13 protein-coding genes and 1 riboswitch are annotated in these 16,655 nt (G+C 31.4%); of the genes, 10 read left to right on the forward strand and 3 right to left on the reverse strand.

What is annotated here, in order from left to right; translation table 11 throughout:
- Window positions 1–583: 583 nt before the first annotated feature.
- From ACN0WI_RS05070 to ACN0WI_RS05085, 4 genes are all read left to right on the forward strand, one after another.
- Window positions 584–1,108 (forward strand): RNA polymerase sigma factor, encoded by a 525-nt coding sequence (locus ACN0WI_RS05070; RefSeq protein WP_417885557.1) that lies wholly within the window; start codon window positions 584–586, stop codon window positions 1,106–1,108.
- Between the two features lie 98 nt (window positions 1,109–1,206).
- Window positions 1,207–2,058 carry a FecR family protein gene (locus ACN0WI_RS05075; protein WP_417885559.1) on the forward strand — a complete coding sequence of 284 codons (852 nt, stop codon included), beginning with the start codon at window positions 1,207–1,209 and terminating at the stop codon, window positions 2,056–2,058.
- A 28-nt stretch (window positions 2,059–2,086) separates the two neighbouring features.
- Window positions 2,087–4,690 carry a TonB-dependent receptor gene (locus tag ACN0WI_RS05080; RefSeq protein WP_417885561.1) on the forward strand — a complete coding sequence of 868 codons (2,604 nt, stop codon included), beginning with the start codon at window positions 2,087–2,089 and terminating at the stop codon, window positions 4,688–4,690.
- A gap of 4 nt (window positions 4,691–4,694) precedes the next feature.
- Window positions 4,695–5,525 carry a DUF4249 domain-containing protein gene (locus ACN0WI_RS05085; RefSeq protein WP_417885562.1) on the forward strand — a complete coding sequence of 277 codons (831 nt, stop codon included), beginning with the start codon at window positions 4,695–4,697 and terminating at the stop codon, window positions 5,523–5,525.
- Window positions 5,526–5,597: 72 nt separating this feature from the next.
- Here ACN0WI_RS05085 and ACN0WI_RS05090 read toward each other — a convergent pair whose 3' ends face one another.
- Complete coding sequence (locus ACN0WI_RS05090) at window positions 5,598–6,422, reverse strand: helix-turn-helix domain-containing protein (RefSeq protein ID WP_417885563.1); 825 nt, start codon at window positions 6,420–6,422, stop codon at window positions 5,598–5,600.
- Window positions 6,423–6,614: 192 nt separating this feature from the next.
- On the opposite strand from ACN0WI_RS05090, the gene hxlB reads away from it, so the two are divergent.
- Entirely contained in the window at window positions 6,615–7,199 is a 585-nt protein-coding gene (hxlB, locus tag ACN0WI_RS05095; RefSeq protein WP_417885564.1) for a 6-phospho-3-hexuloisomerase, read from the forward strand.
- Between the two features lie 51 nt (window positions 7,200–7,250).
- Window positions 7,251–7,880 (forward strand): 3-hexulose-6-phosphate synthase, encoded by a 630-nt coding sequence (hxlA, locus tag ACN0WI_RS05100; protein WP_417885565.1) that lies wholly within the window; start codon window positions 7,251–7,253, stop codon window positions 7,878–7,880.
- A gap of 113 nt (window positions 7,881–7,993) precedes the next feature.
- On the opposite strand, the gene ACN0WI_RS05105 is transcribed toward hxlA, so the two are convergent.
- Window positions 7,994–9,151: a hypothetical protein gene (locus ACN0WI_RS05105; RefSeq protein WP_417885566.1), complete on the reverse strand. Its 1,158-nt coding sequence runs from the start codon at window positions 9,149–9,151 to the stop codon at window positions 7,994–7,996.
- Window positions 9,152–9,262: 111 nt separating this feature from the next.
- Complete coding sequence (locus ACN0WI_RS05110; RefSeq protein WP_417885567.1) at window positions 9,263–9,628, reverse strand: winged helix-turn-helix transcriptional regulator; 366 nt, start codon at window positions 9,626–9,628, stop codon at window positions 9,263–9,265.
- 92 nt (window positions 9,629–9,720) lie between these two features.
- Between ACN0WI_RS05110 and ACN0WI_RS05115 the strand changes: the two genes are divergently transcribed.
- The 4 genes from ACN0WI_RS05115 (at window position 9,721) to ACN0WI_RS05130 (ending at window position 16,459) form a co-directional block, all read left to right on the forward strand.
- Entirely contained in the window at window positions 9,721–10,419 is a 699-nt protein-coding gene (locus tag ACN0WI_RS05115) for a nitroreductase family protein (RefSeq protein ID WP_417885568.1), read from the forward strand.
- 150 nt (window positions 10,420–10,569) lie between these two features.
- Window positions 10,570–10,778, forward strand: a riboswitch (cobalamin riboswitch).
- Between the two features lie 113 nt (window positions 10,779–10,891).
- A complete protein-coding gene (locus ACN0WI_RS05120; RefSeq protein ID WP_417885569.1) occupies window positions 10,892–12,034 on the forward strand; it encodes a hypothetical protein in 1,143 nt (380 codons plus the stop codon).
- A gap of 224 nt (window positions 12,035–12,258) precedes the next feature.
- Window positions 12,259–12,894 (forward strand): hypothetical protein, encoded by a 636-nt coding sequence (locus ACN0WI_RS05125; RefSeq protein WP_417885570.1) that lies wholly within the window; start codon window positions 12,259–12,261, stop codon window positions 12,892–12,894.
- A gap of 424 nt (window positions 12,895–13,318) precedes the next feature.
- Window positions 13,319–16,459 (forward strand): Eco57I restriction-modification methylase domain-containing protein, encoded by a 3,141-nt coding sequence (locus tag ACN0WI_RS05130; protein WP_417885571.1) that lies wholly within the window; start codon window positions 13,319–13,321, stop codon window positions 16,457–16,459.
- The last annotated feature ends 196 nt before the right edge of the window (window positions 16,460–16,655 follow it).

The raw sequence follows: 16,655 nt of genomic DNA on the forward strand, positions 1-16,655 counted from the left end.
GTTTATATAGAAATTGGTTGTTAGGTTTGAACTTGCAACAGAAAGTCGCAGATTTTTTGTTGCAAGTTCAATTATTAATTTTTAGGATAATGTATCAAACTCATCCAAAGTTATAGAACTCCTCTATTTTACTATTAAATTCAGCTTTTTATTAAATCTCAGATGTAATTAGTTTTACTTTTCCTTAAAACTAATAAGAAAAATTCATTTTTAAACTAATACTAGCTCTTATAGGATTTACTGTAGAGTATAGAGTAAACTTTGACTATTTGTTATACTGAAAGTATTTTTCAGGTACCGATAACAATCTATACGTATCAATATTTTTAGATTCAAAATGCCGTATTTCAATCTGAAAGATAATAAACTAATTGAATTTAATACTAATTCCGATAATCCTTTTTTTATTTTCAGTTATAAAGCATAATAAAACCATTATTTTTGTAAGTTTTACATCAAAAACCTAAAATTCAAAAAATATCATCAAAATTTTAAGTAAAATTATTGAAGTCAATAACTTCTAGTTTATACTAAATCAAAAAAAAATAAGTTTATTTAGTATGGATTTTCAGTTACTGAATTAATGAAATCGAACCAAAAACTTATTAAAAATTTAAAAAGTGGAAAAGAATCTGCTTATAAGGATATATACTTTTTATATTATGATAAGTTATTTCATCTAGCTCGAAAATTTCGATTCAATTTCCTAACGCCGGAAGATTTTATACAGGAAACTTTTTTGAAAATTCATGCTAATAGCGATAAATTAAAAGAAGATGTGCTTTTTGAGAAGCAATTATATGTAATTTGTAAAAACATCATTTTAAACCATATTCAAAGAGAAAAAAAGGTAATTCCACTAGACACTTCTCAATTAAAAATAGAGGAAAATCCTGAAGATTCTTCATTATTTATAGAAAGACAAAAGGAGTTTTTAAACATCATTAATCAGCTACCTACACAGCAACAAAAAATTTTCCGCCTTCATAAACTAGAAAATTATTCGTACCGCGAAATTGCTGAGCAAACACAGCTTTCTACCAAAACTATTGCCAACCATATTTACTTAGCCAACAACTTTATTCAAAAAAAAATAAAAAAAGCTTAGGAACTTTTCGATTCTCGATTGTTATAGGAATAGAAGTCTCTTTATAATTTACACGAAGAGAATTTATACTATTAACTGATAGTTTACTATATTTTTAAATGAATAAAGACACTAATTTCGATAAAGATTTTAATGATTTTTGGAATGAAGAAGCTCCTAAATGCTCTACTAAAAAGAAAGAAGCGGAATGGGAGACTTTTGCTTCAAAAAAATTACGAAACAAAAACACCTCTTTTCAATTTAAATATTGGAGATATGCTGCAGCGATTTTTGTGTTGGTAATAGCATCGGTAAGTTTTATATACTTTACAAAATCTGTTGCTTTCCCTGATGCTGAAGTTACTATTGTTAGCAACCTAGGTGAAAAAATTAAAAGAGTTAAACTACCTGATAGTAGTTCGGTTCAGTTATATCCAAACTCAAAATTAACTTATACTACCAATTTTAGAGCAAACCGAAAAGTTGAACTTTCGGGAGAAGCTTTTTTTGATGTCTCGAAAGACAAAAAACATCCATTTAGTGTTACTTGTTTAAAAACAATTACTACAGTTTTAGGGACTTCTTTTTCAATTAAACAAAATCCACAAAAATCGGTACACATTAAATTATACGAAGGCAGTATTAAAATGAATGTAAAAGGAGATTATAAGAGTTGGCTGTTAGCTCCCGGTGAAGAAATTACGTATTCCAAAAACAACGTATTAGTATCTAATTTCGAACGGTTTAAAGATTTCAACAATACTACTCTAAAAGATTTAATTAGTTATATAAACCAACAATATTCTTATAAAATAGAAATACCAGAAAAATATATCAATCAAAAAATAACACTCAGAATTCGCAAAAAAGAAATGCCTAAAACTATATGCAAAACAATAGCAGAAATTTACGATTTAGAATTTATTATTGATCAGTCATCTAGAAAAATCATATTCTATTCTAAGCAATAATATCCTAACTACCCAAAATCAGAATTAAATGAAGTATTTTTTATTCTCTTGCTATATAATACTAAGCTCGAGTGTTTTTTGCCAAAACTTATCCATTACACTTCCTCAAAAAAGCAGTTTAGACAACTTAATTGCTCAAATAGAAAGCCAGACCAATTATAAAATGGCTTTTAGTGATGGTATAAACCCTAAAAGCAAGCTAGAAAGTCCCATTACTTATAATAACATTCCGGTACCGGAACTGGTAAGCCAATTAAATACTAGTTTGCCGTATGAATTTAAAATTGTTGGAAATAATATTACTGTAAAGCAAAAAACAAAAGAAATTTCTCAAGCAACCTATTCGCTTTCGGGACAAATAACAGATAGTGAAAACCAACCTTTATTTGGTGCTACTATTTATATTCCAAAATTAAAGATAGGTACAACCTCTAACACTAATGGCTATTTTTCTTTAAAAATTCCTGAAGGAAAATATACTATAGATATTAGCTTTATTGGTTATACTAGTATTAAAGAACCTATTGCAATTACTAAAAATACCACCAAAAATTTTCAACTTAAAGAAAGTGGAGAAATATTACAAGAAGTAGTAATTGATCAAAAAAATAATGCTACCAATATCAAAAAACCCCAAATGAGTATCAATAGTTTAAGTACTCAAGAAATTAAACAAATTCCAGTAGCCATGGGAGAAGCCGATCCGTTAAAATCCTTACTTACACTTCCCGGAGTTACCAATGCAGGAGAAGGAGCTTCAGGTTTTAATGTTCGTGGTGGAGCAGCCGACCAAAATTTAATTTTATTAGATGATGTACCTATTTATAGCGATTCTCACATGTTTGGTTTTTTCTCTGTTTTTAATGCAGATGCTATTAAGAGTTTAGATTTATACAAAGGCGGTATTCCTTCTAAATACGGTGGGCGAGTTTCTTCTGTATTAGATGTTTATCAGAATAATGGCGATTATAAAAAATTTAAAGTTGACGGTGGAATTGGACTCATCTCAAGTCGACTAAAAGTAGAAGGTCCCATCAAGAAAGACAAAGCCTCTTTTATGCTAGCTGGGCGTTCCTCTTATGCACATTTGCTTTTAGCTGATGATGAGAATTCTGCTAAATTCTATGATTTAAATTCTAAATTAAACTATCGTATAAACAATACTAATAGCTTAGAATTTTCAGGATACCTAGGGAGTGATGTATTCGATTTAAACGATAGTTTTGTAAGTACTTATGGAAACAAAATGGGGAAATTAGATTGGAAACATCGGTTTAATCAAGATATAAATACTAATTTATCAGTATTTTATAGCGATTATACATTTAAATTAACGCTTAGCAGCCAAGATCTTAATTGGGAAAGCAATATTAAAAATATCGGTTTAAAATACGATTGGCAACATTTTATTTCCGATAAAATTCAGCTTAATTACGGTGTCGATGCCCTTTATTATAGCTTTAATCCAGGAACACTAAAGCCCGATAATGAAGATTCGCCTATTAATTTTAGACAATTGGATAAAAAATATGCATTGGAGCCTTCAGCTTATCTAGATGTAAGTCAAAAAATTTCTGATAAAATTCAGCTTCGGTATGGTTTGCGTTACAGCCTATTTTACAGGTTCGGCCCCCAAGATGTAAATAATTATGCTGAAAATCCACAAATATTTAACCCTACTTTCAATATTTATGAAAAGGCCACTCCTACCGGAACTACTAGTTACAGTTCCGGAGAAGTGATCTCTCATTTCAGTAATCTGGAACCTAGATTAGCAGTATCTTATATTTTAAATGATAAAACGTCTTTTAAAGCTAGTTATAACCGGATGGCGCAATATTTACATATTATTTCTAACAGCCAATCCCCTAGCCCTGTTAATATCTGGACGCCAAGCGGCCCTTTTATTAAGCCACAATTGCTAGATCAGTATGCATTGGGATATTTTAGAAATTTTAATGATAAAACCTATTCTTTAGAAACAGAAGTTTTTTATAAGAATATAAAAAATAGAATTGATTATGTAGATGGTGCTGACCTCGTAGCAAATAACGACATTGAACAAGTATTGCTTAACGGAAAGGCAAGAGCATACGGACTTGAATTTTTATTTAAAAAAAATAAAGGAGATTTAACCGGATGGATTTCGTACACGCTTTCTCGCGCTGAACAAAAAACAACCGGAAATACACCTTCGGAACCCGGTATTGCTAATGGCAATTGGTATCTATCTCCCTACGACAAACTGCATAATTTAAGTGTCATCGGGAATTACGAGTATTCAAAAAAATGGTCTTATAGCGCTAATTTCTCGTTACAATCTGGCCAGCCTGTTACCTACCCTAACGGATATTATGAAATTGGAGGTATTCGGGTTCCTAATTACACTGCTAGAAACGAAAATAGATTACCACTTTACCATCATTTAGATTTAGCGGCAACCTATACCCCTAAACCTAAAAAAAAGAAAGGATGGCAAAGCCACTGGGTATTCAGTATCTATAACGTATATAACCGTAGAAATGCGGCATCTATTAGGTTTACAACTAACGACGATACCGGCGTAAACGAAGCTAGAAGATTATCGATTTTCGGTTTATTACCAAGTGTTTCTTATAACTTTAAATTTTAATAAAATGCCTTTTTATACAATATCCCGATATTTTAAAATAACTGGTTTACTCCTGTTAATCTCTATTCTTTGCGCTTGCGAAGATGTTATCCATGTAGATTTAGATACCGGTGAACCACGATTAGTTGTAGACGCTGAAATTTTATGGCGTAATGAAACTACAGGTAGCAATCAAGAAATATATTTATCTCGACTTACCGAGTATTATAATGAAGAAACTACAAAAGTTTCTGATGCAAATGTAATTATTAAAAATGAAGCTGGGGATGAATTTATTTTTTCTGAAACCGAGACTCCCGGAACTTACGCTTGTACTAATTTTATTCCGGCTATCGGAGCGCAATATCAATTAGAAATAACTGTTGACGGTGAAGTGTATACGGCTACAGAAACCATGATCGGCTCACCGGAAATTAAACGAATAGAGCAAAAAAGTGATGGTGGATTTCTTGGGAAAGATAATCAAATAAGCATATTTTATGATGATCCAGCTAATGAGGATAATTATTACCTGACACGCTACGATACTAATTTTCTTCAATATCCATATTATAGCTTAACCGATGGTGATTTTTATGATGGAAATGAAATTGAAGATAGCTTTTCTGATGAAGATCTTGAAGTAGGAGAACGTATAGATATTACATTTCGATGTATTTCAGAACAATTTTATAATTATATAACCTTAATTAACGAATCTTCTTCTGACAATCCATTTGGTACTCCTCCGGCTAATATACGTGGAAATATTATAAACCAAACCAACGCCAATCATTTTGCATTTGGCTATTTTAGATTATCAGAAGCAAAAGTTACAGAATATACTTTCCAGTAAAAACAAGTACCAACCCCATAAAAAAAGCAACCCCTAGGTTGCTTTTTTTGGGTGTATATTGTAAAGTACATTTTATTGTTTTAACATAGGATCTTTCACACTTACTTTAAATTCTTGCGGTGTTAAACCGGTATGTTGTTTAAAAAACCGACTAAAATACGAGCGATCTTTAAACTTCAAATAAAACGAAATTTCTTTAATGGTATTTTCACTATGTATTATTTGCCGTTTTGCTTCTAATATAATCCGATCGTGTATTAATTGAAGTCCGGTTTTATCGAGTTTTTCTTTTAAAATTTGGTTTAATCGTTTCGAGCTTATTCCTAATTCTTTAGCGTAAAAATTAGTATCTCGTTCTTCTAAATAATTAACTTCAAGCAGTAACATAAATTTATAAACACGCTTCTCATTAATATCTTGTAAGGTAAAATGCTGTTCTTTTATTTGTATTAATTGTAATAAAAATACTTTTAGAAGTGCCTTCAACATAATAAGGTTCTTTTCTTCTTTTGAGTATTCTATCAATAATAAATCGTAAATAGCTTTTAATCCTTTCGAGTTATCTTCGTTTACCTGCAAACAAGAAAATTCTCCTTGTATATTAAACATTCGGAATACATCTAATAAAAAAGTCTTTAAATCGTCTTCAAGTAATTCTCGTTTAAAAGAAAGTAAACTTCCTTTTTTTCCCGCTTTATTTAATTGATGAACTCGGTAAGGTGGTATTAAATAAATCCAATCTCCTCGAAGTGTCTGGAAAGAATGTTGTGGGGTGTGTAAAGCTTCTTCATCTTTTAGCCATACAATTTCAAAAAATTCTCTTCTTCCGGGATCATCTAAATACGAAGGGGGACAATCGGCAAGATCCCGAATATACATCACTTTATCACTTAGCATATTTTCAACATAAATTAAAAGGAAAAAACTGTTTTTCCATATTATGCCACAAAAATAGCTAATAACACCAAACAATAATCAACTCTTAGCAAATTGTACCAAACATGTACCAAATAGTGTACAAATTTAGCTAAAAACTAGATGTAGCTTTGCCCTCCCCTACAACAGGTGTTATTTTAAATAGAAGGAGTTATGGAATATTTAGATAAAATTGAAAAACAACCCGATATAAAAAATGCTTATAAAATGATAATTGATGAGCATATTAACCTATACAAATCGCTAGATTTTTCATCATTACTTTATATCGTAGAACCGCTTGAGGAAGCGAAGAATATTTTTTTGATTGGTGCAGGTAGAACTGGATTTATGGTAAAAGCTGCTGCAATGCGTTTAATGCATTTAGGATATTCGGTGTACGTAGTGGGAGAAACAATTACTCCAGCTATTGAAAAAGACGATATTTTAATTACTGTTTCCGGATCGGGAACTACAAGCTCTATTGTAAATGCTGCTAAAACTGCGTATAAAAATAAAACAAAAGTAATCGCTTTTACTACAGATAATACTTCAACTTTAGTAGATTTTGCTAATTACACCATTACTATTCCTGCAGCTGGGAAACAAGATCACGATTCAGAAGTTTCTAAACAATATGCAGGTAGCCTTTTTGAGCAAGCATTCTTACTACTTTTCGACTCCCTTATTCAATTTTTATGGGAAAGTTCTACAAGCAGTGCAGAAGAACTTTGGAAACGCCATACCAACATAGAATAACAAATTAGTAAGAGTATAAATAATAGAATAAAAATTTAACAAATTTCAAATATGACTAAATTACAAGTAGCAATAGATTTACTTACAACAGAAGACGCTATTGCATTAGCAACAAAAGTAGCTCCATATATCGACATTATAGAATTAGGTACTCCACTTATTAAAAGTGAAGGTGTTAGCGCTATTACTGCTATGAAAGAAGCATTTCCTGATAAAATGGTTTTTGCTGATTTTAAAACTGCAGATGCCGGTGGTTTAGAAGCTGAAATGGCTTTTAAAGCAGGAGCTGATTATATTACTATTTTAGGTTCTGTAGATGATGCTACAGTAATTGGAGCTGTAGAAGCTGCCAAAAAATATGATAGAGCTGTTGTTGTAGATACTATTGGTGTTAAAGATCGTGTACAACGTGCTCAAGAAGTTACTAAATTAGGAGTAGCATTTGTAGAATTACATGCTGGTTTAGATGAGCAAGCAAAAGAAGGTTACTCGATTCAAGTATTAATCGATGAAGCTGCTAAAGCTGGCGTACCGGTATCTATTGCTGGTGGTGTTAATGCAACTAGCATTAAAGCCGTTAAAGAATCTGGTGCTGTTGTAGCTGTAGCTGGTGGAGCTATTTACGGAGCAGAAGATCCTGCTGCTGCTGCTAAAGCTTTAAAAGAAGCCTTAACTGCATAATCCCTGTTTAAATTCTGTAGTTGCTATTTTCTTTCGATCACTAGTAACTATAATTTAAAAAAGATTGAGCAAAATGCTCAATCTTTTTTGTTTGTATAGCCTAATAAATTTAATTAAAAACTACGCACTTTTAATGTTTGCAACATCTTGTGAATCATAGCTTGAGAATCAGTATCTTTTACCGGAACTAAATAATGTAATTCTACATAATTACTGTCTTTAGCATAAATTAATGCTCGCCCTTTAATTTGTTTACCGTCATTTTCTTCTTTATAAAAAATCCGCTGGTTATCATTTTTATATTCTTTAAAACCATCTTTATCAGCATTAAATTCGGTCTTGCTCTTTGTGGCTTTCTTTAAAAAAGTAAACAAAGAAACGGTTCCGTATTCTGACTGATATTGATAGGCATACTCTCCTTCTTCTGGATTTCTAACCGACTGAAATGGTGTATCCTTTAATTTTAGTTCTACCATATTCAACATATATCGATCAGGATATAAGCCTACATACGGATTTTTCCAAAAGGTGTTTTTAGTAGGCAATGGTTTTACATCTTCCGGTTTTGCAGCTTCCCATTCCTTAACATTTAAGCCTAATTCGGTATTTACAGATTTCAATTTATTTAAAACCTCAGGTAAATTATCTGGAGTATATGCAATAGCTATTTCGAAAACTAATTTTCCTTTTTGATAAAATCCTAGTAAATACATTTTGTTTTGAATACTTACCTCATAAATTCCGGTTTTAATTGTTGGATAGGTATTGGTAAATACTGAGGTTTCTGCTAAATGTGCCGAATACGACTGATGTATAGCATTAGTACCGCTAAAAGCAGGATTTCCGGTTGTGGTATAAAAATCTTTTAAATACACTTCTTCTGGCTCAAACAACAATACACTATTTAAACACAAATCGCCCCATTTTGGATCTTTATATAAAACCGTCTTATTTTTAAATATCGAAGCATCATTTTTTTCTGAAACGTAATAATCGTTTAATTTTTCAACAGCATTATAATAATTACCGATAAACGGAAATACGACATCGGCATTAGTTATCATATTCTCATCAGGATTATCACTTTTCAATTCATTTTCGAATGAAGCTTTATGTAACCACTCGTCTAAATCGCCTCCTGTTAATTGTTTTATATCGTTATCCCATTTAAAATCTTTTTGGTGAGAAGAGTTACAACTCACTAAAAAAGTGACACTGAAAATGAATAAAAAAACAGAATAAATTTTACTATTCTTAATTAAATTGAACATAGCTAATCTTGGTTTACTAAACATAAATGATTTCTACTGAATACTATTTTCAACAAAATTTATAATAAATTATTGTATTTAAATTAGATTTGAATTTTCAAAATAAGAAATTCAAAATTTATTGATAGTATTCTTTCTATGGTTTAATCCCCATTCTGCAATCACATCAATCACCTTTTTTAGAGATTTCCCGTATTCCGAAATTTCATAAGTAACGGTTATTGGTTTATTTTCTGAAACATGCCGAAAAATTAAATCGTTTAGCTCTAAATCCTTCAACTCCCTACTTAACATCTTTCCGGAAATTCCTTTTACCTCTTTCAATAATTCCGAATATCGCATAGGCCGAAAACATAAGCAAGCTATAATCGAGACTTTCCACTTGCCACTTAAGGCATCCATTGTATCGTGAATAGCTCTTATTTTTTGGGAACAATTCTGAATTGTTGGTATTTTAATTTCTTTTACATCTTCCATAATAAGTGGTTACTTAAATGTCACTGTTACTTTTTGTCACAAAGTTACCAAATTAAAGTATATATTGTAAATTTGTAAAAAAATTGAAACTAATGAGTTTACTGGATAATTTAAATTGGCGTTATGCCACAAAAAAAATGAACGGTACAAAAGTACCTCAAGAAAAATTAGATTATATACTAGAAGCGGCACGTATGTCCCCTTCTTCTTCTGGATTACAACCTTATAAAATTATAGTAATTTCTGATAAAGCTTTATTAGAAAAAATAAAAGGAATTTCTTGGAACCAAAGCCAAATAACAGATTGCTCCCATTTACTAGTTTTTGTTGCTTGGGATAAGTATACCAATAAGCGTGTAAGCGACGTATTTAATTACACAATGGATGAACGCGGATTGCCACATAGCACCATGGATGATTATAAAGCGAATATTTTAAGCTTATACGAACCTTTAGGTGAAGAATGGCAAGCCCACCATGCTTCTAAACAAAGTTATATTTCGTTTGCAATGGCTATTGCTGCAGCTGCCGAGCAAAAAGTAGATGCTACCCCAGTTGAAGGCTTTGTTCCTGAAAAACTAGACAAACTCCTAAAACTAGAAGGAAGCGGATATAAAAGCACCTTACTTTTACCACTAGGATACCGAGAAGAAAGTGAAGATTGGTTAGTAAATATGAAAAAAGTTAGAACCCCAAAAGAAGACTTTATTACTGAAATGACTATTGAAGATGCGGCTGATTTTGATGAAGCTCCTTCAGGTAAAACAATAGGCTCTTTACCAAACAAATAATAAGTTAATCTACTTATTGTATTAATCCTAAAAACTAGGTATCTAAAATTTAGAACCTAATTTTTAGGATTTTTTTTATAACGAAATCCCTTTAAAACGAATCATTTTTTATTTTAATAGTAGTTATTCGTTTTCCTATTAATTTTACCTAATATTGCCTAGATTTTTGGTTACAATTTTTTTGAAATTGTATTAAAAGGGAATCCGGTGTAAATCCGGAACAGTTCCCGCTGCTGTAAGTCTCTTCCGCTATATTCGGAAATAATCTTTTTACTAGTAAAACCACTGTCTATTTTAAGATGGGAAGGTGTAAAAAAGAGAGATAAGTCAGAATACCTGCCTAAAATCACAAAAAACAAAACTTTCGGGAGTTAAGGTTTTGGGTGTATATGTTTAATGGTATTCTACCCTATTCCCTCCTATTGTTTTGTTTGGTAACTATTAATTAATTTCAAACCTTAATACTAAGCAAATGCAACAAAAATTATCTTTTTATTTATTAGCTTCGCTTGCAATCGTAAGCTTTTTCTCTTCGTGTAGCGACGAAGATGAAATTAATATCCCTATGGAATTTGCTACTCCCACTTACCCAGAAAATCAGGAAATACTATTAGGCGAAACTATCAATTTACAGCCTGAAATTCTTAACCTTCCGTCACAAACTAGCTTTAGCTGGAAACTTGATGATGAAACTATTGCCAAAAAACACGAATTAAATTATACACCAGCTGAGTCCGGCACTTTTTCGCTTAATTTTATAGCCATAGCCGAATACGATACGCTTTCGAGAAACTATCAGGTAATCGTAAACGATCCTTACAATTTATACGTTCGGCCAAAAACCGAAAGTAGTAGCGCTTATATTTCTGAAATCATAGAATATAAGCCGGCTCCCAGTCAATACATAAATGCTAGTTATGGTACGTTAGAAGATGCTCAAAAATTAGTAGGCGGAAAATCAGGTATGGTATCATTAGGAGCTTGGGGAGGCTATGTAATTTTTAGTTTTGATCATACTATTGAAAATCGAGAAAACGAGAAAGATTTTGTTGTGTACGGAAATGCCTTTAATGGCTCATCGGAACCGGGAATTGTACAAGTTTCTTTCGATACTAATGGAAACGGATTACCCGACGATACTTGGTACGAACTAGCCGGAAGCGCACATACTGCTGAAGAAACATTATCTAATTACGAAGTTACTTACACCAATCCTGGAGAATATGCAAACGTACCTTGGGTAGATAATCAAGAAAACAAAGATAGCGTAATGGTTAATAGTAACCATACTCAAAACTATTATCCGCTGTTTATCGAGGAACAAGAAAAAGTAACATTTACGGGAACAAGAGTTTATCCTACTATAAACTACAATAGGTTTGTGACTATAGATGCGTTAGAATGGGGCTACGTTGATAATTATGATGAAGATTACGCCACTTACGGAGGGAACGCAATGGAATTAGATTGGGCTGTAGATGCTGATATGAATAACGTTTCTCTAAAAGGTATAGACTTTATAAAAGTGTATACTGGAGCACAAGGAAATGCAGGTTCGTTAGGTGAAATTTCTACTGAAATAAAAGGTGCTGCCGATCTTTCTATGGCAGAATAACTCTAAGTTTCACAACGGCTGAACCCTTATAATTAGAGGAAAAATCAATGATTTTTCCTCTTTTTTTATACTTTTGTTAAAAATTTTAACATCTCAAACCGTTTTACAAAACATAGTTATTTAATAATAAACAACTTACAATAAAACCAATATTAAACTTAACACTAAGCATTAACAAATAATTACAACAATAACCTATATTAAGTTAACTAATCAATCAAAAAATGAGAATTTTTAGAATTATTATGTTGCTACTTTTAGTAGCTACATTAACAAATTGTGCATCGGGTTATAAACCTATTTCTCCAAAAAACATCAACTATCTTTCTACTAACCTATCAGATAGTGTTCGGCTAGATTATAAATATGGCTTACTCAGAAAAAAATATGCTAAAAAAGAATTAAAAAAAGGGGTAAAACTTGTTGCTATAAAAATAACGAACAACTCTAACAGAGATTTAAAATTTGGTAGAGATGCTAAACTAACTTACGAAAGTGGGGACCAAGTTTACATTATGGAAAATCAAGAAGCTTTTAAAACACTAAAACAAAGCCCTGCATCGTATTTGTGGTATCTTTTACTAACGCCTTTAAATGTTTACACTAGTAAAACAGAAACCTCTAACAACGGATATTACGAGGAAAGCTCAAGCTCTGCTTTCCCGGTAGGATTAATTGTTGGCCCAGGCTTAGCCGGAGGAAACTTAATTGCAGCAAGTTCTGCCAATAAAAAATTTAAAAACGAACTATTACAATACGATATTAATGGTACGGTAATTAAAAAAGGAGAAACAAAATACGGATTAATTGGCATTTATACGTATGCTTTTGATGCGCTAAAATTAAAAATAGAAAAATAAAACTTAGCATATTCGCGATGCTTTATTCTGAAAAAATTACAGCTGTATTGAAGTTAAAAACACTGGATTATTAATCCTATATTATTCAATATATCAGCTTACTAATAATTTTAAAAAACAACCCAAAATCTAAAGATTTTGGGTTGTTTTTTTCTATATAAATAGAAGTTGAAATAATTAAAAAAATCTTATTTTATGCCTTAAAGTTGAGTTGTAAAATAGAAGCTAATTTCAACAAAAGCACAAAATAGTTGGTAATTTGCTCCTCAAAAAAACTAACTTAGTAGTTTTATTCGGTATAAATTCGAGCAGAATGGTAGGAGTAACTACTTATTGTAAAAACAGAACGCAAAAGCTTCAAATTTTGAGTATCGAATAAAAAATAAATCAACATAAACACCTAAGAAACCCTTCAGTATAAAGAATGGCATTATTTCAAACCTCAGTATTAAAAAAATACTTAAAAGCTCAAGATAATTCTGTAATTAGCAAGGCTTATAAAAAGTTTAGCAGCTATTTTTTAAATCCTAAAATTCAGGAAAATATTAAAAGCTCTAAAGAAGAAGAATATCAGGGTATTTTTTTAACGGAACTGTTTGTAAATATTCTGGGTTATACCATGAAGCCCAATACCAATTACAATTTGGTAGCCGAATATAAAAACCAAACCAATTCGCGTAAAGCAGATGGTGCTATTTTAAAAGATGAAGTAGCCCTAGGCGTTATCGAGCTAAAAGGGACCAACACTAAACATTTAGAAGGAATTCGGCAACAAGCCTTCGATTATAAAGCCAACCAAAAAGGCTGTGTGTATGTAATTACCTCTAATTTTGAAAAGCTTCGATTTTATATTAACGATGCTACTGAGTTTTTAGAATTCAATTTATTTCAGTTAACACAAGATCAGTTTGCGCTGCTGTATGTATGCCTTCAGCACGATAATTTAATTAATGGTTTACCTTTAGAAATTAAAGAAGCTTCTTTAGTTGAAGAAGAACAAATTACCAAAGGTTTTTATAAAGATTATTCCATTTTTAAACGGGAATTATACCGCGATTTGGTGCGGAATAATGCAAAAAAGTTAAAAAATTTGCGGCATTCTGAATTGATTTCAGAAATTCAGCAAAGCGAAAATGAAGCTTTACAAACGGAATTTGATCGGTTAGAAAAAAATGTAAAACGTGCTCTTTTTAAAAAATCGCAAAAATTAATCGATCGGTTTCTATTTATCTTTTTTGCGGAAGATCGTGGCTTGTTACCACCCAATGCCATTTTACAAATTATTGACGATTGGCATCAATTAAAAGATCTGGATGTTAACCAACCGCTGTACGAGCGTTTTAAACTTTATTTTAGTTACCTAGATACCGGCCGAAAAGGCACCGATAAAAAAGCTGAGATTTTTGCTTACAATGGCGGACTTTTTAAACCGGACGCGCTACTCGATATGCTAGAAATTTCTGATGAATTATTAGCAAAATACACCGCAAAATTATCGAAATACGATTTTGAAAGTCAGGTTGATGTGAATATTCTCGGGCATATTTTTGAAAATTCGCTTAACGAAATTGAAAGTGTAAATGCCGAAATTGAAGGTGGTAATTTTGATAAACAAAAGAGTAAACGTAAAAAAGACGGTGTTTTTTACACGCCTAAATACATTACCAAATATATTGTTGAAAATACCATAGGCAAGCTGTGTGAAGAAAAGAAAACCGAACTCGAGTTTCGGGAAGAAGAGTATTTTGAGGTTAAAAAAGGAACCCACGTTGCCACCAAAAAAAAATTACTCGCCACGCTAGATACGTACCGAGATTGGTTGTTGCAGCTAACCATTTGCGATCCGGCTTGTGGCTCGGGTGCATTTTTAAACCAAGCGCTAGAATTTTTAATTAAAGAACACGCCTATATCGACGAGCTAAAAGCGAAAGTATTGGGCGGTGCTATTGTGTTTAGCGATATTGAAAATACCATTTTAGAGAACAATATTTACGGCGTCGATATTAATGAAGAAAGTGTAGAAATTGCCAAACTTTCCCTTTGGTTACGTACTGCGCAGCCGCGTAGAAAATTAAACGATCTAAGCAGCAATATTAAATGTGGTAATTCTTTGATCGACGCTAAAAGTGTTGCCGGCGATAAGGCTTTTAAATGGGAAGAAGAATTCCCCACAGTTTTTGCTAAAGATGGTTTTGATGTGGTGATTGGGAATCCGCCGTATCTAGTAATAAAAGGAGGAAGATGGATTGGAGGTTTTCAGTACGATAAAAATTCAATTAATCTAATAAAGAAAAAGTTTAATACTGCTTCTCAACAAATAAATACTTATAATTTATTTTTAGAATTGGCTCTAAGTATAACTAAAAAAAATGGTTTGATTTCTCAAATTACACCGAATACTTTTTTAGCTAACGAATACTCTCAGAAATTACGCGAATATTTAATCAAAAATTCTAACATATACGAAATATTTAATTCAGGAATTGTTTTTGAAGAAGCTAGTGTGGAAACAGCAATAATATCCTATAAGAAAGAAATAAATAAAAGCTCTTATGTAGGCATTAAACTTTCAATAAATCAAGTTCCAGATGTCGTTGAACTAAACGATATTGTTTCCCTAACTCAAGATTCTAAATTCTTAATCAATACAAGCTCAAAAACTCTTAAAATTTTAAAGAAATTAAATAAATTCGAGAAAATAAAAAATGTCGCTAAAGTTTGGAGAGGTTTAACAACCGGAAATGACAAAAAATATATTTCTGATGAAAAATCAACTATTAATCACAAACCGTTAATAACTGGAAGTGATATAGAAAGATATAATCTTCAACCAAACAAAAAATACGTTCAATATATTCCAGAACTTTTAGATAGAGCTAGGGATGAAAGGATATTCTTATTAGAAAACAAATTGTTATCCAAGTTTGTAGGTAATAGATTGACATTTTGCTATGATGGTTTAAAAAATTATGTAGTCAATACAGGATGTATTACTGAAATATTAAATGATGAAATCAATCCCTTTTTTCTTTTGGGAGTATTGAATTCAAAGTTATTAAACTTTTATTTTCAACAAATCTTCAGTGATTCTAGATCGACTTTTCCAATTATGAAATCAGGGAATATTGAAGAGCTTCCTTTGAAGATTCTTAGTACAACTGATCAAAATAAATTCATTCTAGTAACAAAAAATATGGAGGCTATGAGTGGCAAATTGTATACTATTATTAAAAAACTTACTAATTATATTTCTCATAAATTTTCCATAGAAAAACTCCCTAAAAAACTCCAAAACTGGCACGAGTTAGATTTTGGTGAGTTTATTAAAGAACTCAATAAAGCGATTAACAAAGAAAACCGTGAGCGTCGTAAAAACGAGCAACTGGAAATACCAATACTCACCAAAAAAGATGAATTTGAGTGGATGGAGCTTTTTGAAGATAACAAGAAAAAAGCCGTTGAGCTACAAACACAAATCAATCAGCTCGACCACCAAATAGACCAAATGGTGTATGAACTATATGGCCTAACCGAAGAAGAAATAAAAATCGTTGAACAATCTTAATCTTTTCTATAAAAGCTTATGATTTTTATTCACGAGCACTTAAAAAATAGAATGAAGCGAGATAAATAGCTATTGTGGAAAATTCATAATTAACTAAAAATAGAATTGAGGCGATTCATGAGCACAAAAAAATAAAATTAGGCAAGCTAAATTGCTAGTACAGAAAATGCTAAAAATCGTTACTAAATCTATAGAA

Origin of the sequence: Zunongwangia sp. (assembly GCF_048269745.1) — a bacterium.
In the GTDB taxonomy this organism is placed as follows: domain Bacteria; phylum Bacteroidota; class Bacteroidia; order Flavobacteriales; family Flavobacteriaceae; genus Zunongwangia.